A 22,919-nucleotide genomic window follows, 5' to 3' on the forward strand; every position below is an offset into this window, starting at 1 on the left:
GTACCCCGTCGGGCGCGGTATTATGCCTGCTTTGTCCGCAGGCATGAAAAGGCGCTCTGTCGGAAGTTCGGATTGAGGGGTATGCATGTCGCCTTGGCTGACAGTGGTGGGAATCGGAGAAGACGGTTACAAAGGCCTGGGCAGGAACGCCCGGCATGCTCTGCTGCGCGCCGATCAGGTGTTCGGCGGCCCGCGCCAGCTGGCATTGCTGCCACCGTGCATCCGTGCCGAACGTCGCGCCTGGCCGAGTCCTTTTTCGCTCAATCCTGTACTGGAACAGCGCGGTGCCGAAGTCTGCGTGCTGGCCAGCGGCGATCCGATGCTGTTCGGCGTCGGTGCCAGCCTCAGTCGTGTCGTCGCTATCGATGAGATGCGCATCCTGTCTGCACCCTCCTCTTATTCTCTGGCCGCGGCGCGATTGGGCTGGCCGCTGCAGGATGTGGTCACGCTGTCGGTGGTTGCCCGCCCCGTCGCTGCGCTCAACGCCCACATTCATCACGGCGTGCGCCTGTTGGTGCTGAGTAACGACGGCAGCAGCCCGGCGATCATTGCCGGCCTGCTGCGCGACCGGGGTTTCGGCCCCAGTCACATGACCGTGCTCGAACACCTGGGCGGCGATGCAGAGCGGCGTATCGATGGCCTGGCCAGCCACTGGGGCAACCCTGATATAGCCGCGTTGAATCTGGTCGCCATCGACTGCCGTGCCGACGCCAGTGCCACGCGCCTGACAACCCTCGCCGGTTTGCCCGACAGCGCGTTCGAGCATGACGGCCAGCTCACCAAACGGGACGTCAGAGCAATCACGCTGGCCCGTCTGGCCCCGGTGCCGGGCGAGTTGCTATGGGATGTCGGTGCCGGTTGCGGTTCCATTGGCATCGAATGGATGCGAGCCCACCCGACGTGCCGCACGCTGGCTATCGAGGCTGACGAAGGACGGCAGCAACTGATCGAATTCAATCGCGATGCGCTCGGCGTGCCGGGTCTGCAATTGGTGCGCGGCACAGCGCCACAGGCCCTGAGCGGCCTTGAACGTCCGGACGCCATCTTCATCGGCGGCGGCGTGACCCGCATCGGCGTGCTGGAAACCTGCTGGGAGCAGCTGCGCTCGGGTGGCAGGCTGGTCGCCAATGCCGTCACCCTGCAAAGCGAGACCGCACTGATGGCCTGGCGCGAGCGTTACGGCGGCGAGCTGACCCGTATCCACGTTGCCCACGCCCAGCCGTTGGGCGAGTTCGATACCTGGCGTCAGGCCTTGCCGATCACCCTGCTGGATGTGGTCAAACCCTGATGCGTGATGAGACCGCTGAACAACCCGCCCCGCTACGTAGCGGCTTGACCACGGGGAGCTGCGCGACCGCGACCAGCCTCGCGGCCGCCAGATTGCTGCTCAGCGGGCAGGTGAGCGATGCGGTCGAAATCGTGCTGCCCAAGGGCAAACAGGTGCAGATGCGTCTGGAGTTCTGCCGCTGTGTGGATGACTACGCTGAGGCCGGGACGCTGAAAGACGCAGGCGACGACCCTGATGTGACGCATGGGGCGCTGGTGTTCGCCCGGGTCAGACTGGAACCCGAGCCCGGCGTGCGCTTTGTCGCGGGCGCAGGGGTCGGCACCGTGACACGTCCCGGCCTGGTGCTGGGCGTCGGGGAGCCGGCCATCAACCCCGTGCCGCGCCGCATGATGACCGAGCACTTGCTGAACCTGGCTGAATCGCTGGGCTATGGTGGCGGTTTCGAAGTCATGATCGGGGTCGAGGGCGGCGAGGCGCTGGCGCTGAAAACCATGAATCCGCGTCTCGGGATTCTCGGTGGGCTGTCGATCCTGGGCACCAGCGGGATCGTGCGGCCCTTTTCCTGCGCGGCGTATATCGCGTCGATCCATCAGGGGATCGATGTCGCCACCACCAATGGCTACCTGCACATCGCCGCCTGCACCGGAAACGCCAGCGAAGACACCATGCGCCGGGTGTACAACATCCCGGACATTGCCCTGATCGAAATGGGCGACTTCGTGGGCGCGGTGCTCAAGCACCTGCGCAAAGTGCCTGTGAACAAGCTCAGCCTGTGCGGCGGCTTCGGCAAGATCAGCAAACTGGCGGCTGGACACATGGACCTGCACAGCCGCCATTCCAGCATCGACCTGCCGCAACTGGCGCAATGGGCGGCGGATGCTGGCGCGGACAGCGAACTGCAACAGCAGATACGCGATGCCAACACCAGCCAGCAGGCACTGGCGATGAGCGCAGCGGTCGGCGTGCCATTGGGTGATGTGGTCTGTCAGCACGCCTTGAATTTCGCCCGCAGTGTGGTGCCCGCCAGCGTTCAGGTCGAGGTGTTTGCCATCGATCGTCAGGGCGCGATTGTCGGGCAGGCTGGCGTGCTATCCCCCGGCGAACCCGAATGAAACGTATTTTGTTATTGGGTGGTATTACCGAAGCCCTGGCCATCGCCCGCACCTTGGGGCCTGAGCACATTTACAGCCTGGCAGGCGTTGGCCGAGTGCCGACCGACCTGACCTGCCAGTTGAAAGTCGGCGGTTATGGCGGCTCAGAGGGCATGGCACAGTACATTCGTGAGCAAGGCGTCGATTTGCTGCTGGACGCGACGCACCCTTACGCAGCCCAAATCAGCCACAACGCTGCCCTTGCTGCAAAGCGCGCAGGTATTCCCTGCTGGGCCTTGCGCCGCACTGCGTGGCAGGCCGGGCCGGGCGATGACTGGCGGGAAGTGGCCGACTGGTCGGAACTGGTCGCTGCGCTGGCACCGTTCAAGCGGCCGCTGTTCACCCTGGGTCGCGAGCCGTTGCAGCATCTTGAAGAAATCCCGGAGCACCAGTTCTGGACCCTGCGCGCACTGGACAGCTACCCCGGCAACGAGCGCTGCGACGTCATCGGCGCCCGCGGGCCTTTCTTGCTGGAAGACGAGCGTCAGCTATTCGAACAACGCCGGATCGACGTACTGATCAGCAAGAACAGCGGCAGCGATTCCACCGAACCCAAACTCGACATCGCCCGCGAGCGCGGCTTGCCGGTACTGATCCTGAAACGGCCTGAATTGCCCGAAGTGGATCGGGTGTTTTGGGGGGTTAATGAGGTGTTAAGGGCGCTGGAGCAGTAGTGCTCACTCTGCCGCCTTCGCGAGCAAGCTCGCTCCCACAAATTTGAGTTCTCCGTGGGGAAACAGTGGCAGCGACTCCACCGGGGTTAATGAGGTGTTAAGGGCGCTGAAGCAGTAGTGCTCACTCTGCCGCCTTCGCGAGCAAGCTCGCTCCCACAAATTTGAGTTCTCCGTGGGAGCGAGCTTGCTCGCGAAGGCGTAAGTGCTGCCAGTACAGATCTAAAGCCACACAGCGTCCCACAATGGGTACTCCCGAACGCTGTTGACCAGACCTGCGCGAACCAGATTGGCGACGATGTAGCGAGCAAAATGGACAAGATTACGCTCTTCTCGAACAGCGATATCATGAAAGCCACTCTGCCAAAACGTTCCGGAACAACCACTTGCCTTGTTCACCGCGATTGCGCTTCTCGACTTCACACGCTGGACCACGCCAGACAGAGAGGGACCTTTCAACTCAAGCAACCAATGAAAATGGTCTGGCATGACAACCCACGCCAATGAGTCCGCCAACTGCCTCTCCTGAACATCTCGCAACTCGCTGACCAACAATCGACCCAGGCACCAGTCGGAGAAAGCAGGCGCACGCTGAAATGTTTTTGCAGTCACCAGATAGATTTGCCCAACGTCAGAAGCCCGTCCAATACGCAGACGGTGTGAGTATGCTTTTCCAGCCATCCCTAGCCTCATTCATTGCCTGTTGAAAACTGACTCTAGCGCCTCACCGAAGTGAAGGCGTGCTAATCATTTACCCGAATATTTCCAGCCCGCGACACCCCACCACGCCCTGCCCTTTTTACTTATTCCCTCCATTCAGGCTAAATGGCGGGGTCGATTACCCAACAAGAACGGAACCTGTGATGTCTTCACGACGCACGACATCGGTCTGGATTGCCTGCTTTGCAGTGCTGTTCAGTCTGCTGGCCATGCCACTGTCACCCGGCACACCACGTGCCGCCGGGGAACAGGTGCTGTGGGGGACGTTCTGTAGCGGCAGCGGCACGCGACTGGTCGCTGTTCCCTTGAGCGAAGCGTCGCAGAGCATTCCTGACGAGCAGCATCAGTCTGCAATGCAGCATTGCCCATGCTGTTCGGGATCGGTGTTTGTGGTCATCCCGCCCGGATTCAGCCATGGGCTGGTGGCGCGTCTGGAGCCCGAGCGATTCGCGCCCGCGATTTTCCTGATTCATGCCTCGCCTCGCCTGCAATGGCCAAGCGCCAACCCGCGAGCCTCTCCACCGGTCTGATACCCCGTTTGCCCGTGCCTGAATGCACCTGAATGGATTGACCGGAGAACCCCGATGCTCAAAAAAGCCCTCATGCTGGCCGCCCTGTTGCTGCCTGCCTGTTTTGCCCATGCTCACCAGTACACCGCTGGCCAGATCATGATTGCCCACCCCTGGTCGATGGAGCTGCCACCCAACGCCCCGACCGTGGCCGCCTATTTCGTGCTCGAAAACAAAGGTGACACCGCAGACCGTCTGGTCAGCGTCGATACCCCGATTGCGGGTCAGGCACAACTGCATCAGCACATCCAGGCGGACGGCCTGATGAAGATGCAGCAGGTGCAGACCGTGGACGTACCTGCCGGAGCCACTGTGACCTTCGCCCCAATGGCCTGGCACGTGATGCTGCTGGATATCAAAGACCGTTCGAAGCTGCTCGTCGGGCAACGCTTCCCGATGACGCTGCATTTCGAGAAGGCGGGAGATGTCCAGGTGCAGGTCGTGGTACAAAAGCAGGCACCCGAACACCAGCATTGAGTAGCCTTCCCGATTGAGCGCCATGCGCCGAACCCGCGAACGATCAGCCGTCCCTGTTAAAAACAGGGCTGCGTGGCTGAGCCTGTTCGCCATGTTGATGATTTTTATCGGTCCGCTGATTTCCCAGTCGATGCCGATGGATCAGCACGCCGCCAGTTCGATGCCGTCATCGATGACCATGGAGATGGGCAGCTCGGCCGACAGCCACGCCCATCACGGCAGCGAACACGCTACATCGCCTGATGCAGGCATGGGTGATCATGCGCTGTGGGCCAAGTGCGGTTATTGCACGCTGCTGTTCAGTTGCCCGGCGTTGCCCTACATGGCCGTGCTGGTTGCCGACGCCCCGCCTCGTCCTGCGGACTTCTTTACTGCGCAGCCCCGACTCGGGCATGCGCAAAGAGCCATCTTTCCCAATGCCCGAAGTCGGGCACCGCCAGCGCGACGCACAGCCTAGCACCAGAAAAATCCCATGACCGCCCTCGGCTCAGGCCCCGGGCGCGTTGTGCTGTGTTATCCCTCTTCGGGAGCGTTGACCGTGTCAAAACCCACTGTTTCTTTCTACAACCTGGCCTGGCGATGGCATTTCTACGCCGGGCTGTTCGTCGCGCCGTTCATGATCCTGCTGTCACTGACCGGGATCATTTACCTGTTCAAGCCGCAGCTGGACAACCTGATGTACAGCGATCTGTTGAGCGTGACGCCCGCTCATCACCAGATCAGCGCCGACGAGCTTCAACAGCGCGTGCTAAGCACTTATCCACAGGCCGCCATCAGCAAATATTTCCCGCCGGTCAGTGCCGAAGGCAGTGCGCAGTTCGTGATGCGTGATCAGGGACGTGAGGTGAACGTCTTTGTCGACCCGTACCGCGGCGAGATCCTGGGCACTCAGGACGCGAAGCAAAACCTGCAGGCCATTGCCCGCGCCCTGCACGGCGAGCTGATGATCGGTACGGTCGGTGACCGACTGATCGAACTGGCGGCAGGCTGGGGCATCATGCTGGTGATTTCAGGGCTCTATCTGTGGTGGCCACGTGGCTCCCGCGCTGCCGGCGTGCTGTGGCCACGGCTGACCGCTCGCGGGCGCGTGCTGTGGAAAGACCTGCACGCGGTCACCGGTTTCTGGGGATCACTGATTCTGCTGTTCATGCTGCTCAGCGGCATGACCTGGACCGGCATGTGGGGCAAGCAGTACGCAGCGGTCTGGAACACCTTTCCTGCGGCAATGTGGACCAACGTGCCCACTTCCACGCAACTGGCCGGTGAACTCAACACCGCCAGCGCCCAGACCGTGCCGTGGGCAATGGAAAACACGCCGATGCCGCAATCCACTGGCGAGCATGCCGAGCACATGCATCAGCACGGCATGTCCGCAGGCCCCGCTGCGCCGAAGATCAGCCTGCAGCAGGTGGTGGAGATCGCAACCGCCAAGGGCATCGAGCCTGGTTACAGCATCACTGCCCCCAAGAACGCCGAGGGCGTGTTCACAGTGTCGGTGTTCGCCGATGACCCGCGCAATGACGCCACGCTGCATATCGACCAGTACAGCGGCAAGGTGCTGGCGGATGTTGGCTGGCAGGATTACAGCCTGGTTTCACGCGCGACCGAGATGGGCGTGATGCTGCATGAAGGGAAGTTTTTCGGCTGGATCAATCAGTTACTGATCTTCCTCGCCTGCCTGATGATCCTGCTCAGCGCTGTCAGCGGGTTGGTGATCTGGTGGAAGCGCCGTCCCCAGGGCAGGCTTGGCGTACCACCGCTGCGTCACGACCTGCCACGCTGGAAAACCGCCATGGTGATCATGTTCGGCATTGCCGTGGCATTTCCACTGGTTGGGGTTTCGCTGGTCGCGGTATGGCTATTTGATCGAATAGTTTTCTCCCGCTTTGCTAATTCCTCTGCAGCAGCTTAAATTGCACGCACGAGGCCTGAAACCGCCGGGCGGTTTTGTGATGAATTCCTCACCTGACAGGATCAGGCCTCGTTATTTAAAGATATAAAAAAGCCGCCCTCGGGCGGCTTTTCTCGTTTTGCGCGCCCAGCGCACCAACAAGGCACGTCGTCGCGCACCAACCTCCCTTCCTGGCTCCACATCAGTGCACCACTCGGCCGCCATGGCGCTCCAAGGCCCGTTCTAAAGCCATTTTTCAGGCTGGGCACAGCCTTTGCTTGGAAGGCTTCAAAGAGTCGTTCTGCACAACCAAAAAAAACAGATCAACGGAGCCCGTCCAATGAAGCGTCGCAGTCTGATCAAAGCCTTCACCCTGTCCGCATCCATCGCAGCCATGGGCCTGTCGTGGACCGTTCAGGCCGCCGAAACCATCAAGGTCGGCATCCTGCATTCGCTTTCCGGGACCATGGCCATTTCCGAGACCTCGTTGAAAGACATGGCGCTGATGACCATTGACGAGATCAATGCCAAGGGCGGCGTAAACGGCAAGATGCTGGAACCGGTGGTGGTCGACCCGGCGTCCAACTGGCCGCTGTTCGCTGAAAAGGGCCGTCAATTGCTGACCCAGGACAAGGTGGCCGTGGTGTTCGGCTGCTGGACATCGGTGTCGCGCAAATCGGTCCTGCCGGTGTTCGAAGAACTCAACGGCCTGCTGTTCTACCCGGTGCAGTACGAAGGCGAAGAAATGTCGCCAAACGTGTTCTACACCGGTGCAGCGCCTAACCAACAGGCGATTCCTGCTGTCGAGTATGTGATGAGCGAAGACGGCGGTGCGGCCAAACGCTTCTTCCTGCTGGGCACCGACTACGTTTATCCACGCACCACCAACAAGATTCTGCGCGCGTTCCTGCACTCCAAAGGCGTGAAAGACAGCGACATCGAAGAGGTCTACACCCCGTTCGGCCACGCCGATTACCAGACCATCGTCGCCAACATCAAGAAGTTCTCGGCTGGCGGCAAAACGGCGGTCATCTCCACCGTCAACGGCGACTCCAACGTGCCGTTCTACAAGGAACTGGCCAACCAAGGCCTGAAAGCCACCGACGTACCGGTCGTGGCCTTCTCGGTCGGCGAAGAAGAACTGCGCGGCATCGACACCAAGCCGCTGGTCGGTCACCTCGCGGCCTGGAACTATTTCCAGTCCGTGGAAAACCCGGTCAACAAGAAGTTCGTCGCTGACTGGACAGCCTACGCCAAGAAGAAAAACCTGCCGGGGGCTGACAAGGCCGTCACCAACGACCCGATGGAAGCCACGTATGTCGGTATCCACATGTGGGCGCAGGCCGTCGAGAAAGCCAAGTCCACCGACGTCGACAAGGTTCGCGAAGCCATGGCCGGGCAGACCTTCGCCGCGCCGTCCGGCTTTACCCTGACGATGGACAAGACCAACCACCACCTGCACAAGCCGGTGATGATCGGTGAAGTCGAGGAAAACGGTCAGTTCAACGTGGTCTGGCAGACCAAGGAACCGATCCGTGCCCAGCCATGGAGCCCGTACATTCCTGGCAACGACAAGAAGCCGGATCACGCGGTGAAGAGCAACTGATAACGGGTGATCGCTTCCACCGCCCAGTGGAAGCGAGCTTGCTCGCGAAGAGGCCAGTGCATTCAACAGAAATGTGCAGCCTGAGAAACCGCCTTCGCGAGCACGCTCGCTCCCACGGGCCGGTGGATTTATCCAGACGTGTCCAGCAAGGCCATTGATATGCCCTCTTATCTCTACCGCCTGATCCTCGCCATCACCCTGCTGCTGCCTTTCACGGCGCAGGCCAGTGATGCAGGCGATTTCGCAGCGGCCAGTTCTTCGCAACAGGCAGATTTGCTTGAAGCCTGGGCGGCCAAGCCTGTTCCTGAGCGGGTTGAACTGCTTGAAGCGCTGCGCGACGGCCGGGTTGCCGCCGACAGCAGCAAGCGGGCCTGGATCGAGAACAATGACCGCTATGTCGCAGTGGACGCAGCAGCCCCGGCTGCGGCAGATGCACCCACACCTGATGAACCGCGCAAATTGCGCCTGAACAACCGGCTGCGGGGTCTGGTAGAGACCGCGCTGGCCAGCCACCAATTGCTGGCGGCCGATGTCAAACTGCGCATGGCCGCCGCCCTGCAATTGCAGAAAAGCGCCCGCCCTGCACAACTGGACCTGCTAAGCCAACGCGTGGCGACCGAGACAGACTCCGGCGTAAAAGACGCACTGACCCTGGCACTGGCCAACCTGCAACTGGTCGACAGCAGCCCCAGCGTGCGCCTTGCCGCTGTCCGCCTGCTGGGTGAAACCGGTGACCCGCTGGCCCGCACGCGCCTCGAATCGCTGCTGTCGCCGGGGGTTGAAACCGACGCATCCGTGCGTATTGCCGCTGAAACCAGCCTGGCGCAGGTCAAACGCAAACTGATGATCGGTGAAATCCTCGGCCAGGCCTTCAGCGGCATGTCGCTGGGCTCGATCCTGCTGCTGGCCGCCCTGGGCCTGGCGATTACCTTCGGCCTGCTGGGCGTGATCAACATGGCCCACGGCGAAATGCTGATGCTCGGTGCCTACTCGACGTACGTCGTGCAGTTGATGTTCCAGCGCTACGCGCCGAGCGCCATCGAGTTTTATCCACTGGTGGCATTGCCAGTGGCGTTCTTCGTGACGGCGCTGATCGGCATGGCACTGGAGCGCACGGTGATTCGCCATCTGTATGGCCGCCCGCTGGAAACCCTGCTCGCCACCTGGGGCATCAGCCTGATGCTGATTCAGGCGGTGCGTCTGGCGTTCGGCGCGCAGAACGTCGAGGTCGCCAACCCGCAATGGCTGTCCGGCGGCATTCAAGTGCTGCCCAATCTGGTACTCCCTTACAACCGCATCGTGATCATCGCCTTTGCGCTGTTCGTCGTGGTGCTCACCTGGCTGCTGCTGAACAAGACGCGCCTGGGCCTGAACGTTCGCGCCGTGACCCAGAACCGCAACATGGCCGCCTGCTGCGGCGTGCCGACCGGGCGCATCGACATGATGGCCTTCGGGCTGGGCTCGGGCATTGCAGGCCTGGGCGGCGTGGCCCTGAGCCAGATCGGCAACGTCGGCCCGGACCTGGGCCAGAGCTACATCATCGACTCGTTCCTGGTAGTGGTGCTCGGCGGCGTCGGGCAACTGGCCGGCAGTGTGATGGCGGCTTTCGGGCTGGGTATCGCCAACAAGATTCTCGAACCGCAAATCGGCGCCGTGCTGGGCAAGATCCTGATCCTGGCGCTGATCATTCTGTTTATCCAGAAACGTCCGCAAGGCCTCTTCGCATTGAAAGGACGGGTGATTGACTGATGAGCCAGCCATTGATGGTAACCGCTGCACAAAAAGTCGGCCCCAAAGGCACGCTGACGGTGGGCATTCTGGTGCTGGCTGTCCTGCTGGCCATGCCGCTGCTTTCGCTGCTGCCCGCCGACAACAGCCTACAGGTGTCGGCCTATACCCTGACACTGGTGGGCAAGATTCTCTGCTACGCCATTGTCGCCCTGGCGCTGGACCTGGTCTGGGGTTACGCGGGGCTGCTGTCACTGGGCCACGGCCTGTTCTTCGCGCTGGGCGGTTATGCCATGGGCATGTACCTGATGCGCGAAGCGGCGGGTGACGGCCTGCCCGCATTCATGACCTTCCTGTCGTGGACCGAACTGCCGTGGTACTGGGCAGGCACGGACCACTTCCTGTGGGCGCTGTGTCTGGTGGTACTGGCGCCCGGACTGCTGGCGCTGGTGTTCGGCTTCTTCGCCTTCCGCTCACGGATCAAGGGCGTGTATTTCTCGATCATGACCCAGGCCCTGACCTTCGCAGGCATGCTGCTGTTCTTCCGCAACGAAACCGGTTTCGGCGGCAACAACGGCTTCACCAACTTCCGCAGCATTCTGGGTTTCAGCATCAGTTCGCAGGGCACGCGGGCGACGCTGTTTCTGGCCACCGTAGTGCTGCTGGTCGTCAGCCTGTACATCGGCTGGCGGCTGGCGCAGAGCAAATTCGGCCGGGTGCTGACCGCCCTGCGCGACGCGGAAAACCGCCTGATGTTCTGTGGCTATGATCCGCGCGGGTTCAAGCTGTTCGTCTGGGTATTGAGCGCAGTGCTGTGCGGCCTGGCCGGTGCGCTGTATGTGCCGCAGGTCGGCATCATCAACCCGAGTGAAATGTCGCCGACCAACTCCATCGAGGCCGCCGTCTGGGTCGCACTGGGTGGGCGCGGCACGCTGATCGGCCCACTGCTGGGTGCCGGACTGGTCAACGGCATGAAGAGCTGGTTCACCGTGGCATTCCCGGAATACTGGCTGTTCTTCCTTGGCGCGCTATTCATCATCGTCACGCTCTACCTGCCCAAAGGCGTCATCGGCGTACTGAAGAAAAGGAACGAGTCATGAAAACCACGCCAACGCCCTCCTTCATGCTCGAACCCGTGCTGGATCCCAACTCCGACGCAGGCACCAGCCGCGACGCGCTGGGCCTTGGTCAAAGTGCGGGCAAGGGGTTGAACACGCGCCACGGCACGATCCTGACCCTGGAAGACATCAGCGTCAGCTTCGACGGCTTCAAGGCGCTCAATGACCTGAATCTGTACATCGGCGTGGGTGAACTGCGCTGCATCATCGGCCCCAACGGCGCGGGCAAGACCACGTTGATGGACGTGATCACCGGCAAGACCCGGCCCAGCCACGGTAAAGCCTGGTTCGGTGAAACGCTGGACCTGACCCAGATGAGCGAAGTGCAGATCGCCCAGGCCGGGATCGGACGCAAATTCCAGAAGCCCACCGTGTTCGAGGCACTGAGCGTGTTCGAGAACCTGGAACTGGCGCAGAAGACCGACAAGTCGGTGTGGGCCAGCCTGCGCGCCCGCCTCAACGGCGAACAGCGCGACCGGATCAACGAGGTACTGGAAACCATTCGCCTGACAGGCTCTGCGCAGCGTCCGGCGGGATTGCTCTCCCACGGTCAGAAGCAGTTTCTGGAAATCGGCATGCTGCTGGTCCAGGACCCGCAATTGCTGCTGCTCGACGAGCCGGTCGCAGGCATGACCGACGCCGAAACCGAATTCACCGCCGAACTGTTCAAGAGCCTGGCGGGCAAGCATTCGCTGATGGTGGTCGAGCATGACATGGGCTTCGTCGGCTCGATTGCCGATCACGTGACGGTGTTGCACCAGGGCAGTGTACTGGCCGAAGGCTCGCTGAACGATGTGCAGGCAGACGAACGCGTGATCGAGGTGTACCTGGGCCGTTGAAATATCCAGCCAGTGGGAGCGTACGTGTCCGTGTATTCAGTCGAAGGGTTGCGTCTGAAAATCAGTCTTCGTGGACAAGTCCACTCCCACAGGTTGAGATCCGCTCCCACAGGCTGAAAGGCGCCGGGATTTCACTGGCAAGCCGCTCATGGCCAACGATCAAGCTGTACTAAACGAGAACATGAACCATGCTGCAGGTCGAAAAGCTTCATCAATATTACGGCGGCAGCCACATTCTGCGTGGCCTGTCCTTTGACGTGAAGGTCGGTGAAGTCACCTGCCTGCTGGGCCGCAACGGTGTGGGCAAAACCACGCTACTGCGGGTGCTGATGGGCTTGCTGCCGTCAAAGGAAGGCTCGGTGAAATGGGAAGGCAAGGCCATCACCGGCTTCAAGCCGCACCAACGCGTTCACTCAGGTATTGCTTACGTGCCACAGGGCCGCGAGATTTTCGGACGGTTGACGGTCGAGGAGAACCTGTTGATGGGCCTGTCGCGCTTTCCGGGCTCGGAGGCCAAGGAAGTGCCTGCCTTTATTTACGAGCTGTTCCCGGTATTGCTGCAAATGAAGCATCGCCGTGGCGGCGACCTGTCGGGGGGTCAGCAGCAACAGCTGGCGATCGGCCGCGCACTGGCGAGCCGCCCGCGCCTGCTGATTCTCGATGAACCCACCGAAGGGATTCAGCCGTCGGTGATCAAGGAAATCGGCGCAGTGATCAAGACCCTGGCCGAGCGCGGCGACATGGCTATTCTGCTGGTGGAGCAGTTCTACGACTTTGCCGCCGAACTGGCAGACCAGTATCTGGTGATGTCGCGCGGTGAAATCGTGCAGCAGGGTCGTGGCGAGAACATGGAGGCCGAAGGCGTGCGCGGTCTGGTCACCATTTGATGCGCCAATCCGTTATCGTGCAGCCCTCGACACAGAAATGAAGACGCCATGAATCTGCCTGCCAACTCCGCCCTGTTCACCCCCAGCTGGCACGCCGAGCTGGAGCTGGGTTACGGGCGTTTTGACGACAGCACGCGGCCTGTTCAGCGCCGTCACAAAGGCCCGTTGCGGGTGCAGAAGCACCTGTATGCGGAAGGACCGCAGGTGTGTCAGCACATCATCGTTCACCCGCCGGGCGGTATCGCGGGCGGCGACCGGCTGGATATTTCAGCGAACGTCGGCACCGATGCCTGGGCACAACTGACCAGCCCCGGCGCCGCGAAATGGTATCGCGCGGCAAGCCCTGCCTTTCAGCAACTGGAACTGCAGGTCGAGCCCGGCGCGACGCTGGAATGGCTGCCTCAAGAAACCATCGTGTTCAGCAATGCCCAGGCCGAACTGACCACCCGCATTGAGCTGCACGGCGATGCGAAGCTCTGCTATTGGGATGTCGTGGCGCTGGGACGTCCGGCCAGTGGCGAGCGTTTCGAGCAGGGGCATTTTCAGTCGGCACTGGATATCCGCCGCGACGGCGCGTTGATCTGGCATGAACGCCAACGCATTATCGGTGGCGACGGGCTGCTGGATTCGCCCGTCGGGCTCGATGGCCATACGGTATTTGCTACGTTGTTGATCACCGGCGAGGTAGACAGCGAACTGCTTGAAGCCTGCCGCACCCTGTCGATGCCCAACCCGGTGCGCGGCGACCTGACCCAACTGCCAGGGCTGGTGGTGGCGCGCTGTCTGGCCGATGAAGCCTTGCACGCGAGGGCCTGGCTGATCGAACTGTGGAAGAAACTGCGCCCGGCCCTGCTGGGACGCGAGGCGGTGACGCCGAGAATCTGGAATACATGAAGTCGGGTAACTATAGACGGGCTGGACGTGGGAGCGGACTTGTCCGCGAATGCTGCACTTCAGCCGCTGCATCTTCACCGGACCTGCCGGTTTTTCCGCGGACAAACGGAACGCCGCCCAGTCCGCACACAAAGCGCCAACGATGACTGCCCAGCACCCCGAACACTACAACACGGAACGCCCATGGACCTGACGCCACGCGAAAAAGACAAGCTGCTGATTTTCACCGCAGGACTGGTTGCCGAACGGCGCCTGGCACGTGGGGTGAAGCTCAATTACCCGGAAGCCATGGCTTACATCTCCGCTGCGCTGCTGGAAGGCGCGCGCGATGGCCAGACGGTCGCCGACCTGATGCATTACGGCACGACGCTGCTGACCCGCGAGCAAGTAATGGAAGGCATCCCGGAAATGATTCCGGAGATTCAGGTAGAAGCGACTTTTCCAGACGGGACCAAACTGGTCACCGTACACCAACCGATAGCCTGAGGAACCGACATGCCAGACGCGATTCGCGATGCGCTGCCGGACGATCTGCCCGGCATCCTCGCCATCTACAACGATGCGGTGCTCAACACCACCGCCATCTGGAACGAGCGGCCGGTCGATCTGGCCAACCGTCAGGCGTGGTACGCATCCCGTCAGACGCAGGCCTATCCGATCCTGGTCGCCGTGGATGCGGCGGGTGAAGTCGTGGGTTATTCCTCATTCGGCGACTGGCGGCCTTTCGAGGGCTTCCGTCATACGGTCGAGCACTCGGTCTATGTGCGCGCCGATCAGCGCGGCAAAGGCCTGGGGCCGAAACTGATGTCAGCCCTGATCGAACGCGCCCGCACGTGCGACAAACACATGATGGTCGCCGCCATCGAAAGCGGTAACGCCGCCTCGATTTCTCTGCATGCGCGACTCGGCTTCACCACCACCGGCCAGATGCCACAGGTCGGCACCAAGTTCGGCCGCTGGCTGGACCTGACCTTCATGCAACTGGACCTGTCGCCCGGCGCTCAGGCGCCTGCTTCGCAAGCCCCCACATCCGCCTAGACGAGAGCCCTCCATGAACCCAGCACAGTTGCGTCGCGTCACCACCGAAAGCTTCGCGCATTATCGCCAGGGCCTGGCTCAGTTGTTGTTCGACACCGTCCACGATGGCGCATCGGTCGGGTTCATGGCCGACCTGAACCTGGAGCAGGCGCTGAGCTGGTGTGATGGCTTAAGAGGCGACGTTGCCTCAGGCAATCTGCTGCTGTGGGTCGTGGTCGAGAACGAGCGCGTCCTTGCCAGTGCCCAGCTTGCGCTGTGCCAGAAGCCCAATGGGCTTAACCGTGCCGAGGTGCAGAAACTGATGGTGCTGCCTGCCGCGCGAGGCCGTGGTCTGGGCAGGCAACTGATGGACGCGGTTGAGCAGGCCGCCGCGAAGCACAAGCGCGGCTTGCTGCACCTGGACACCGAAGCAGGCTCGACGGCCGAAGCCTTCTATCGCTCGATGGCCTATGTCCGTGTGGGCGAACTGCCCGATTACTGCGCCACACCGGACGGCCGCTACCGGCCGACCGCCATTTACTTCAAAACCTTGGGGCAACCGACATGATCCCTGGTCAATACCAGATCCAGCCCGGCGAGATCGAGCTCAACGCTGGCCGCCGCACCCTGAGCCTGACCGTCGCCAACAGTGGCGATCGTCCGATTCAGGTGGGCTCGCATTTTCATTTTTTCGAAACCAACGACGCCCTGACCTTCGACCGTGCCGCCAGCCGCGGCATGCGCCTGAACATCCCGGCCGGCACCGCCGTGCGCTTCGAGCCTGGGCAATCACGTGAAGTCGAGCTGGTGGATCTTGCCGGGTTGCGCAAGGTATACGGGTTTGCCGGTCGGGTGATGGGCGAGCTGGATTGATACCAGACCGGACGCAAAACCCGGGTCGTTCCTGCGCTCCGTGCAGGAATGCAGCCGTGACGCTTTGCGCAGGGCTATTAAAGAACACAAGGAATCACCATGAAGATTTCCAGACAAGCCTACGCCGACATGTTCGGCCCCACGGTCGGCGACAAGGTTCGCCTGGCCGACACCGAGCTGTGGGTCGAAGTCGAGAAGGACTTCACCACCTACGGTGAGGAAGTGAAATTCGGCGGCGGCAAGGTCATCCGTGACGGCATGGGCCAGGGCCAGTTGCTGGCTGCCGAGGTGGTCGACACACTGATCACCAACGCGCTGATCATCGATCACTGGGGCATCGTCAAGGCCGACGTCGGCCTCAAGAACGGGCGTATCGCCGCCATCGGCAAGGCCGGCAACCCGGACATCCAGCCCGACGTGACCATCGCTGTCGGCGCCGCCACGGAAGTCATCGCCGGCGAAGGCATGATCCTCACCGCAGGCGGCGTCGATACGCACATCCACTTCATCTGCCCGCAGCAGATCGAAGAGGCGCTGATGAGCGGCGTGACCACCATGATCGGCGGCGGCACAGGCCCGGCCACGGGCACCAACGCCACGACCGTCACACCTGGCCCGTGGCACATGGCACGCATGCTCCAGGCAGCGGATAGTTTCCCGATGAACATCGGCCTGACCGGCAAGGGCAACGTCAGCCTGCCCGGCCCACTGGTCGAACAGGTCAAGGCAGGTGCCATCGGCCTCAAGCTGCACGAAGACTGGGGCACCACGCCTGCCGCTATCGACAATTGCCTGAGTGTGGCCGATGAATACGATGTACAGGTGGCGATTCACACGGACACCCTGAACGAGTCAGGCTTCGTGGAAACCACACTGGCGGCATTCAAGGGACGTACGATCCACACCTACCACACCGAGGGTGCCGGTGGCGGTCACGCGCCGGACATCATCAAGGCCTGCGGCTCGCCGAACGTGCTGCCCAGCTCGACCAACCCGACCCGGCCTTTCACGCGCAACACCATCGACGAGCACCTGGACATGCTGATGGTCTGCCATCACCTGGACCCGAGCATCGCCGAAGACGTCGCGTTCGCGGAAAGCCGTATCCGCCGCGAGACCATTGCTGCCGAGGACATCCTTCACGATCTGGGGGCGTTTTCGATGCTCAGTTCCGACAGCCAGGCCATGGGCCGGGTCGGCGAAGTAATCATGCGCACCTGGCAGACCGCCGACAAGATGAAGAAGCAGCGTGGCCCGTTGCCCCAGGACGGCCCCGGCAACGACAACTTCCGCGCCAAACGCTACATCGCCAAATACACCATCAACCCAGCGATCACCCACGGCATCAGCCATGAAGTGGGCTCCATCGAAGTCGGTAAATGGGCGGATCTGGTGCTCTGGCGCCCGGCGTTCTTTGGCGTCAAGCCGACGCTGATCCTCAAGGGTGGCGCTATCGCCGCCAGCCTGATGGGCGACGCCAATGCCTCGATCCCGACGCCGCAGCCGGTCCACTACCGCCCGATGTTCGCCAGCTACGGCAGTTCGCTGCACGCCACCAGCCTGACCTTCATCAGCCAGGCCGCGTTCGACGCAGGTGTGCCGCAATCACTGGATTTGAAAAAGCAGATAGGCGTAGTCAAAGGCTGCCGCACCGTGCAGAAAAAAGACCTGATCCACAACGACTACCTGCCCGACATCGACGTCGACCCGCAGACTTATCAGGTCAAGGCCGACGGCGTGTTGCTGTGGTGCGAACCTGCAGATGTGCTGCCGATGGCGCAGCGGTATTTTCTGTTCTAGAACCCTGAGGGGCCTTCCACTGGGAAGGCCCCTCAAGCCTGGCTTGCTCATCAAGCGCTTTACTCTTGAGCCAGCCATTCGTTCAGCCGGGTCTTGAACCAGAACTTCAGATGAAAGTCAGTCACTGTTTCCAGCCTCTCACCCTGCTTGAAGAAAATGACGGTCGGTACAGACTCAACGTTGTAGGCCTTGACTGTCTTTTCACAACTCTCCATCGGCAAACGTAATATCACGACCTTACCGTCATACTCCAACGCAAGGTCATCCATGATTTTTCCCGTCCGGGTACTGTAATCATCTTCGCCGAACGTGTTTTTTCCGGGCCGGCTGAACTCTGCCAATAAAAACGGCGGCTTTTTTTCCAGCGCCTTTACGAATTCATCATCGTTTACGACGATAACACTCATGGTGGTTCTCCCTTCAGCTCCCACACCTCATGGCGCAGGGGGCATTCCGTGCCCGCGTGCCTCCGACCGCAATCTAAGCGTTTATTTTTCCAATAAACGTCTCATCTGCGTGAAGTACCTCAAGCATTTGCAGCACGTCGTTGATGGCATCCAGCATGCCTAAATCCTGTGGCGTCGCCTTTTTATTGAGTACCCTGCGCAAGGTCAGCAAAACGCCCAGTTTTCCAAAGGCGACTTCGTCCAGGCTTGCCGTTTTCTTGTCAACGATGCTCTGTGCGGCGAGATTGATACGCGCGTCAACCCATTCAGGAAACGTTGGCAAGGCTTCAGCCAACACCTCGTCGATGACCTGAACCATCCGTTCCCCGGTCTGCAGCCCAACGAGTTCGCGCATGTTCTTGCCGTTGAGCACCAGAATCATTGTCGGGCCATGATTGATGCCATAAGTGCCTGAGGCGTATGGATTTAAAGTGTCTTTCAAGTCCGAATCCAGTTTGATTTCGACTCTGCAAAATACGGCTTTACCGGCGTACTTCGTGTCCAGCTCGTTTATCACCTCATCCATCTTGCCACTGGCATTGAGAACGGAAGGATCACGTTTGGTCGTTTTGTCTACCGTCGAAAACTCGACCACCACCAATTTCTCCTGACTGGCGTCAATAACGCTCTTCTGGAAGGTTGAATCAGTAACCGTTTCTACGCTCATGCTGCGGACCTCCGCTCAAGTAATCCGTCGATCCACGATAGGGCGTCACAAAAACAGCGTCTACTGACAGAAATGTCAGTCAACCGTATATAGGTAGCGCCGTGTAAAGGCGGTAAGATGCGCCATCTCCGTCAAGCTCCCCCAGCAAGGTAACCGGCCATGCGCCTCTCCGAATTCATCGTTCTCCACGTGGATCGCATCGTCGATGAATGGGAAGACTTCGCCAGAACACTCACACCTGCTGCCGACACCATGAACACCCTCGAACTGCGCGACCACGCCAAATCGATCCTGCTGGCGGCTGCGCGCGATATGAAGACCGCGCAGAGCAAGAGTGAAGAGATCGCCAAGGCCCGAGGTGAGGAGTTGAACAAAACGCCAAGCCTGGATGAGGCGGCTGCCAGCCATGGGGAGCTGCGCCATGAAGTCGGGTTTGATCTGGTGCAGATGACCTCGGAGTTCAGGCACCTGCGCGCCAGCGTCATTCGCCTTTGGGTCGACAGCCTGACCACGCCGCAACTGGCGGATTTTCGCGACGTGATCCGTTTCAACGAAGCCATCGACGAAGCTCTCGCCGAATCCACTGCGGCCTACGCCGAGCGTGTGGCGCGTTCGCGGGACATCTTTCTGGCGATTCTGGGCCATGACCTGCGTGCGCCGCTCCAGGCGGTCAGCATGTCCACCGAGCTGCTGGCTCGCAAGCTGGTCATGGACGACAAGACCCAGGGCTATATTTCGCGCATCAAGACCAGTACCCGGCACATGGGCACGATGGTCGGTGATCTGCTGGAGTTCGTGCGCAGCCGCCTGGGCGCCAGCCTGCCGGTCGAGCGCAAGTACATGGACCTGGCAGGTGCCTGCCGTGAAGCGCTTGAAGAGGCCAGCGCTGGCCAGCCGGGATCGGCCCCTGTGTTAACCATTGAAGGCGACACACAGGGGCACTGGGACAGCGGGCGCATCGGCCAGATGTTGCAGAACCTGATCGGCAATGCCTTGCAGCATGGTGCGGCCAGTCACGAGATCAGCGTACAGATCAAAGGCGGACCGGACACGGTCGAACTGGTGGTCCACAACGAAGGCAAGCCGATTGCCGAAGACGCCATCGGCACGATCTTCGACCCGCTGGTGCGCAGCTCCGAAGAAAACAGCGAAAGCCGCACGACCTCGACCAGCCTGGGGTTGGGGTTGTTCATCGTCAAGGAAGTGGTCAACGCCCACAGCGGCAGCATCACTGTTACCTCGACCATCGGCGACGGCACCACCTTTACTGTGGTACTGCCCAAGAGCTGATGGCTGCGATGACAGTGCCCGCACAGTAAGACCGGGCATACGCCATTTTGTCGGAGATACCGCCGTATTTTCGGGGCTACTCTGTCTGGCAGCAAACACGGAATTGTTTGAAGTGCCACCACGTCTTCGACGTAGCGCTGTAGCGCAGCAAACACCGGATCGTGGGAGCGGACTTGTCCGCGAAAAGGCAGGTACATCCGCCCCGGATGCAGTGGCTGAAAGGCTGCATTCACGGACAAGCGGAGCGCCGCCCGGTACGCTCCCACAAAATCACGTGAGTTACAGGTTGTTTGATAAGAGGCGGCTTGCCGGCAATTCGATTTATCCGGCGCCCCGTCAGTGACTGAACGGACGCTATCGCCGGCAGGCCGCCTCCCACGATCGTGAGTTTGCTGTGAGGCAGTGCTGCGTCAGACAGAGCAGCATCGCTCACTCACACGTGATCAATTTCCCCACTGCGCCCGCGGGTCGAACGCCGAGCTGTCCGCCAGTTTCTGCCACAGCGCACGGCTTGCTTCGTCGATCTGCTTGGGCATGACGATCTTGAGCTGGGCATACAGGTCGCCGCGCTCGCCGCTCTTGCTCATCAGACCGTTACCCTTGATACGCAGGCGCTGACCGTTCTGGCTGTCGGGGCGGATGGTCAGGTTGATACGACCGGTCAGGGTCGGCACCGCGACCTTGGTGCCCAGCGCAGCTTCCCAAGGCGCCAGTGGAACGGTGATGACCAGATCGTGCTCTTCAACCTCGAACATCGGGTGAGGCGCCAGACGAATGATCAGGTAGAGATCACCATTGGCCCCACCGGCGACTCCGGGTGCGCCCTGCCCCTTGAGACGAATGCGTTCGCCATCGACCACGCCTGCCGGAATCTTCACGTTCAGGGTTTTGGTGATGTCGCTCATGCGCTGCCCGTTGGGGCTTTGTTGCGGCACCTTGAAGCTGACCTGCTTGGACTCGGCCGACAGGGTCTCTTCCAGAAAGACGGCCAGCTCCATTTCCACATCCTGGCCCTTGCGACCCGGATTGCGGCTGCGACCACCCTGCTGGGCCCGCCCGCCGAAAATGGAGCTGAAGAACTCGGAAAAGTCCGCCGTCTCTTCACCAAACCCGCCCGCACCGGCGCGGCTCTGCCAGCCCGGTGGGGCCTGAAAAGGACGTCCCTGACGCCCGTACTTGCGCAGCTCATCGTATTCGGCGCGCTTGTCGGGGCTGCTGAGGACTTCATACGCCTCGGACGCTTCCTTGAATTTGTCCTCGGCCCCCGCCTCTTTACTGACGTCGGGGTGATACTTGCGCGCCAGCTTGCGATAGGCGGTCTTGATCGCCTTGTCGTCAGCAGTCGGCTCGACGTCCAGTATCTTGTAGTAGTCTTTGAAATCCATCTAACACTCACCCATCCCAATTATCCAGCGCAGCCAGATGCGCTGGTATAACACGCCCAGCCTCCTCGTGTTCGAGGCACCTGAAAGACTTCACGTCGAAAAATACACCGATAACCAGCCACATTGACATGCGGATCAGGTCTTGGACCACCTGCGCTACCGGGAATCCCATCAAGATTGGGGGTAATGGCCCTGAGTTCAAGCCCTGGGCGCAAATACCGATAACCCGCAATAGATAACCCGGAATAAGCGACGCATCGCCCTACGCAATTGCCCCGCGCTGACATAAACTGCGCGGCCGTTTTTTGACTGGAACGTAAAAGACATGAATAACCAATCCCCGGCCCGTGCCTGCGGCATCGATTTCGGCACGTCCAATTCCACTGTCGGCTGGCAAAGGCCAGGGGTGGAATCGTTGATCGCGCTGGAGGACGACAAGATCACCCTGCCCTCAGTGGTGTTCTTCAACATGGAAGAGCGCCGCCCGGTCTATGGCCGCCTGGCGCTTCACGAATACCTGGAAGGCTACGAAGGCCGCCTGATGCGCTCGCTCAAGAGCCTTTTGGGCTCCAAGCTGATCAAGCACGACACCAGCGTGCTGGGCACGGCCATGCCGTTCAAGGACTTGCTGGCGCTGTTCATCGGCGAATTGAAGAAGCGCGCCGAAACAACGGCCGGACGCGAATTCGAACAGGTGGTGCTGGGTCGTCCGGTGCATTTTGTCGATGACGATGCACAGGCGGACCAGGAAGCCGAAGACACATTGGCCGAGGTTGCGCGCAAGATCGGCTTCAAGGACGTGTCATTCCAGTTCGAGCCCATTGCAGCAGCGTTCGACTACGAGTCCACCATCACCCACGAGGAGCTGGTGCTGATTGTCGACATCGGCGGTGGTACCTCCGACTTCTCGCTGGTACGCCTGTCGCCGGAACGTCGTGATCATGAGGATCGTCAGGATGACATCCTGGCCACCGGAGGCGTGCACATTGGCGGCACTGACTTCGACAAGCAGTTAAGCCTGCAAGGCGTGATGCCGCTGTTCGGTTACGGCAGCCGCATGAAAAGCGGCGCCTACATGCCCACCAGTCACCACATCAATCTGGCCACCTGGCACACCATCAACGCCGTTTACGCGCAGAAATCCCAGCTGGCGCTGGGCAGCATGCGTTATGACATCGAAGACACCGGCGGCATCGACCGGCTGTTCAAGCTGATCGAACAACGCGCCGGACACTGGCTGGCGATGGAAGTGGAAGAGACCAAGATCCAGCTGACCCAGGCCGATAACCGTCACTTGCTGATGGACCGTATCGAGCCCGGCCTGAGCGTGGACCTTGGCCGGGCGATGTTCGAAGCGGCAATCGACGCGCAGCTCGAGCGGGTCCGCAACAGCGTGACGCAATTGCTGAACCAGGCAGGGGTGGGTGTCGAGCAGGTCAATACGGTGTTCTTCACCGGCGGCTCAAGCGGCATTCCGGCGCTGCGCAACAGCGTGTCGGCCATGCTGCCGAATGCACGTCATGTGGAAGGCAACATCTTCGGCAGCATCGGCAGTGGTCTGGCGATTGAAGCGAAGAAGCGTTACGGCTGACGCTGGTCGCC

24 protein-coding genes are annotated in these 22,919 nt (G+C 61.0%); 20 read left to right on the top strand and 4 right to left on the bottom strand.

Going from position 1 to position 22,919, the window contains the following annotated elements; all coding sequences use genetic code 11:
- Positions 1-85 precede the first annotated feature (85 nt).
- From cbiE to BUB69_RS14360, 3 genes are read left to right on the top strand one after another with little or no spacing between them, the layout of a single operon-like run.
- The gene (gene cbiE / locus BUB69_RS14350) at positions 86-1,288 is read left to right on the top strand and encodes a precorrin-6y C5,15-methyltransferase (decarboxylating) subunit CbiE (RefSeq protein ID WP_073167878.1); all 1,203 of its coding nucleotides are present in this window, start codon (positions 86-88) and stop codon (positions 1,286-1,288) included.
- Positions 1,288-2,400, top strand: coding sequence for a cobalt-precorrin-5B (C(1))-methyltransferase (locus BUB69_RS14355; protein WP_073167880.1), 1,113 nt, complete (start codon positions 1,288-1,290; stop codon positions 2,398-2,400). Before cbiE ends, BUB69_RS14355 begins: the two co-directional genes overlap by 1 nt.
- Positions 2,397-3,113: a cobalt-precorrin-6A reductase gene (locus BUB69_RS14360; RefSeq protein WP_073167881.1), complete on the top strand. Its 717-nt coding sequence runs from the start codon at positions 2,397-2,399 to the stop codon at positions 3,111-3,113. Before BUB69_RS14355 ends, BUB69_RS14360 begins: the two co-directional genes overlap by 4 nt.
- A gap of 219 nt (positions 3,114-3,332) precedes the next feature.
- On the opposite strand, the gene BUB69_RS14365 is transcribed toward BUB69_RS14360, so the two are convergent.
- Positions 3,333-3,791, bottom strand: coding sequence for an REP-associated tyrosine transposase (locus BUB69_RS14365; RefSeq protein ID WP_073167883.1), 459 nt, complete (start codon positions 3,789-3,791; stop codon positions 3,333-3,335).
- Positions 3,792-3,973: 182 nt separating this feature from the next.
- Here BUB69_RS14365 and BUB69_RS14370 point away from each other — a divergent pair, with 182 nt between their 5' ends.
- The 15 genes from BUB69_RS14370 (at position 3,974) to ureC (ending at position 17,529) form a co-directional block, all read left to right on the top strand.
- A complete protein-coding gene (locus BUB69_RS14370) occupies positions 3,974-4,360 on the top strand; it encodes a DUF2946 domain-containing protein (RefSeq protein ID WP_073167885.1) in 387 nt (128 codons plus the stop codon).
- A gap of 54 nt (positions 4,361-4,414) precedes the next feature.
- The gene (locus BUB69_RS14375; RefSeq protein WP_073167887.1) at positions 4,415-4,876 is read left to right on the top strand and encodes a copper chaperone PCu(A)C; all 462 of its coding nucleotides are present in this window, start codon (positions 4,415-4,417) and stop codon (positions 4,874-4,876) included.
- Between the two features lie 22 nt (positions 4,877-4,898).
- Positions 4,899-5,333: a DUF2946 domain-containing protein gene (locus BUB69_RS14380; protein ID WP_084537105.1), complete on the top strand. Its 435-nt coding sequence runs from the start codon at positions 4,899-4,901 to the stop codon at positions 5,331-5,333.
- Between the two features lie 81 nt (positions 5,334-5,414).
- Positions 5,415-6,788 carry a PepSY-associated TM helix domain-containing protein gene (locus BUB69_RS14385; protein ID WP_073167891.1) on the top strand — a complete coding sequence of 458 codons (1,374 nt, stop codon included), beginning with the start codon at positions 5,415-5,417 and terminating at the stop codon, positions 6,786-6,788.
- A gap of 319 nt (positions 6,789-7,107) precedes the next feature.
- Positions 7,108-8,373 carry an urea ABC transporter substrate-binding protein gene (urtA, locus tag BUB69_RS14390; RefSeq protein WP_073167893.1) on the top strand — a complete coding sequence of 422 codons (1,266 nt, stop codon included), beginning with the start codon at positions 7,108-7,110 and terminating at the stop codon, positions 8,371-8,373.
- 159 nt (positions 8,374-8,532) lie between these two features.
- Positions 8,533-10,122, top strand: a complete 1,590-nt coding sequence (gene urtB / locus BUB69_RS14395) for an urea ABC transporter permease subunit UrtB (protein WP_073168155.1) — start codon at positions 8,533-8,535, stop codon at positions 10,120-10,122.
- The gene (gene urtC, locus BUB69_RS14400; RefSeq protein ID WP_073167895.1) at positions 10,122-11,201 is read left to right on the top strand and encodes an urea ABC transporter permease subunit UrtC; all 1,080 of its coding nucleotides are present in this window, start codon (positions 10,122-10,124) and stop codon (positions 11,199-11,201) included. Before urtB ends, urtC begins: the two co-directional genes overlap by 1 nt.
- Positions 11,198-12,058 (top strand): urea ABC transporter ATP-binding protein UrtD, encoded by an 861-nt coding sequence (urtD, locus tag BUB69_RS14405; protein ID WP_073167897.1) that lies wholly within the window; start codon positions 11,198-11,200, stop codon positions 12,056-12,058. The genes urtC and urtD overlap by 4 nt, the downstream gene beginning before the upstream one ends.
- 188 nt (positions 12,059-12,246) lie before the next feature.
- Positions 12,247-12,945, top strand: coding sequence for an urea ABC transporter ATP-binding subunit UrtE (urtE, locus tag BUB69_RS14410; RefSeq protein WP_073167899.1), 699 nt, complete (start codon positions 12,247-12,249; stop codon positions 12,943-12,945).
- Between the two features lie 48 nt (positions 12,946-12,993).
- Positions 12,994-13,839, top strand: a complete 846-nt coding sequence (locus BUB69_RS14415) for an urease accessory protein UreD (protein WP_073167901.1) — start codon at positions 12,994-12,996, stop codon at positions 13,837-13,839.
- A gap of 183 nt (positions 13,840-14,022) precedes the next feature.
- Positions 14,023-14,325 carry an urease subunit gamma gene (locus tag BUB69_RS14420; protein WP_004887254.1) on the top strand — a complete coding sequence of 101 codons (303 nt, stop codon included), beginning with the start codon at positions 14,023-14,025 and terminating at the stop codon, positions 14,323-14,325.
- Positions 14,326-14,334: 9 nt separating this feature from the next.
- Positions 14,335-14,877 carry a GNAT family N-acetyltransferase gene (locus BUB69_RS14425; protein WP_073167903.1) on the top strand — a complete coding sequence of 181 codons (543 nt, stop codon included), beginning with the start codon at positions 14,335-14,337 and terminating at the stop codon, positions 14,875-14,877.
- A 13-nt stretch (positions 14,878-14,890) separates the two neighbouring features.
- A complete protein-coding gene (locus tag BUB69_RS14430; protein WP_073167905.1) occupies positions 14,891-15,424 on the top strand; it encodes a GNAT family N-acetyltransferase in 534 nt (177 codons plus the stop codon).
- On the top strand, positions 15,421-15,729 hold the full coding sequence (locus BUB69_RS14435) for an urease subunit beta (protein ID WP_024688758.1): 309 nt from the start codon (positions 15,421-15,423) through the stop codon (positions 15,727-15,729). Before BUB69_RS14430 ends, BUB69_RS14435 begins: the two co-directional genes overlap by 4 nt.
- A 99-nt stretch (positions 15,730-15,828) precedes the next feature.
- Positions 15,829-17,529, top strand: coding sequence for an urease subunit alpha (gene ureC, locus BUB69_RS14440; protein ID WP_073167908.1), 1,701 nt, complete (start codon positions 15,829-15,831; stop codon positions 17,527-17,529).
- Positions 17,530-17,588: 59 nt separating this feature from the next.
- Here the strand turns inward: ureC and BUB69_RS28245 are convergent, their stop codons facing one another.
- Both BUB69_RS28245 and BUB69_RS28250 read right to left on the bottom strand, forming a co-directional pair.
- Complete coding sequence (locus BUB69_RS28245) at positions 17,589-17,936, bottom strand: thioredoxin family protein (RefSeq protein WP_084537106.1); 348 nt, start codon at positions 17,934-17,936, stop codon at positions 17,589-17,591.
- 73 nt (positions 17,937-18,009) lie between these two features.
- Positions 18,010-18,642 (bottom strand): thioredoxin family protein, encoded by a 633-nt coding sequence (locus BUB69_RS28250; RefSeq protein WP_084537107.1) that lies wholly within the window; start codon positions 18,640-18,642, stop codon positions 18,010-18,012.
- Positions 18,643-18,801: 159 nt separating this feature from the next.
- On the opposite strand from BUB69_RS28250, the gene BUB69_RS14450 reads away from it, so the two are divergent.
- Entirely contained in the window at positions 18,802-19,932 is a 1,131-nt protein-coding gene (locus BUB69_RS14450; protein ID WP_073167910.1) for a sensor histidine kinase, read from the top strand.
- 443 nt (positions 19,933-20,375) lie between these two features.
- Here the strand turns inward: BUB69_RS14450 and cbpA are convergent, their stop codons facing one another.
- Complete coding sequence (gene cbpA, locus BUB69_RS14455) at positions 20,376-21,317, bottom strand: curved DNA-binding protein (protein ID WP_073167912.1); 942 nt, start codon at positions 21,315-21,317, stop codon at positions 20,376-20,378.
- Between the two features lie 325 nt (positions 21,318-21,642).
- Here cbpA and BUB69_RS14460 point away from each other — a divergent pair, with 325 nt between their 5' ends.
- Complete coding sequence (locus BUB69_RS14460) at positions 21,643-22,908, top strand: Hsp70 family protein (RefSeq protein WP_073167915.1); 1,266 nt, start codon at positions 21,643-21,645, stop codon at positions 22,906-22,908.
- Positions 22,909-22,919: the final 11 nt, after the last annotated feature.

The organism is Pseudomonas asturiensis, assembly GCF_900143095.1.
Lineage (GTDB): Bacteria > Pseudomonadota > Gammaproteobacteria > Pseudomonadales > Pseudomonadaceae > Aquipseudomonas > Aquipseudomonas asturiensis.